General features: G+C 38.0%; 1 protein-coding gene. It reads right to left on the reverse strand.

Annotation, left to right across the window (positions count from 1 at the left end):
* Window positions 1-39 precede the first annotated feature (39 nt).
* Window positions 40-1,242, reverse strand: coding sequence for an IS256 family transposase (locus M0051_RS19515; RefSeq protein WP_306743249.1), 1,203 nt, complete (start codon window positions 1,240-1,242; stop codon window positions 40-42).
* Window positions 1,243-1,362: the final 120 nt, after the last annotated feature.

A 1,362-nucleotide genomic window follows, 5' to 3' on the forward strand; every position in this document is an offset into this window, starting at 1 on the left:
GACACTGTCCCACAAAGTGTGTAAATGAAATTTAGAGGGTTAGATGTTTAGTCTGACCCTTTCTTCAAATATAGTTAAAAACTGATTTAAGATCACTCCCCAGTTTCTGATTGGCATGGTCCATTTCTTGGTTGCTTCTCTTGTTGCCAGGTAAACAGACTTCATTACTGCTTCATCAGAAGGAAAAGAGAGCTTGTTTTTCGTGTATTTCCTGATTTTTCCGTTCAAGTTCTCAATCAGGTTGGTGGTATAAATAATTTTCCTGATTTCAATAGGAAATTCAAAAAACACTGTCAATTCTTCCCAGTTATCTCTCCAGCTTTTAACAGCATAGGAGTACTTGGAGTTCCACTTGTTTGCAAAGTCCTCTAAAGCAGCTTCGGCAGCTGATTTGGTAGGTGCATCATAAATACATTTCATGTCTTTTGTGAACTCCTTTTTGTCTTTCCAAACCACGTATCTGCTGGAGTTTCTGATTTGATGTACCACGCAAATCTGCGTAGTTGCCTGAGGAAAAACATTTTTGATGGTATCGGTAAAACCATTCAGATTGTCCGTTGCTGTGATCAGGATATCCCGGACTCCACGAGCTTTCATATCGGTAAGAACACTCATCCAGTAAGAAGATGATTCATTCTTTCCCAACCATAGTCCCAGAACCTCCTTTTTACCATCTCTGCGAAGCCCTACGGCAATGTATATGGTTTTATTTACCACCTTTGAGTTTTCCCGAACCTTAAAAACCATACCATCCATCCAGACGATCAAATAAACTGGTTCCAATGGTCTGTTTTGCCAGACAACAATATCATCTGTGATTTTACTGGTAATACGTGAAATGGCACTGGTGGAAATGTCAAAGTCGTACATCTCCAAAATTTGTTGCTGAATATCATTGTTACTCATTCCTTTGGCATAAAAGGATACAATGATATTTTCAAGCCCTTCAACCATGTTGCCTCGCTTTGGAATAATCATGGGATTAAAGCTGGCATCCCGATCCCTGGGAATCTCAATTTCTGACTCTCCGTAACTGGTTTTTATCTTCTTCTTCGAATATCCGTTACGCGAGTTGCTTTCTTCTGATTTCTGATTCTTTTCATAGCCAAGGTGATCATCAAGTTCTCCTTCGAGCATCTTTTCAATACCTCGCTTCTGAATCTGTTTTAAAAAGTCATTTAGTTCTTTGCCTGTTTTGAATTTCTTGAAAAATTCATCCGACATAAAATCTTTTGCATCCATAATGTGTGATTTAAAAGTTTGACTTTCAACCTAAAGTTATTTCCGATTTTTTTCTTGAGCTAATTTTGGGCTCCGAAAAAATCAGAATAACTTTAGTTACACACTTTATGGGATACTACT

The organism is Marinifilum sp. D714 (assembly GCF_030851345.1).
GTDB lineage: Bacteria > Bacteroidota > Bacteroidia > Bacteroidales > Marinifilaceae > Marinifilum.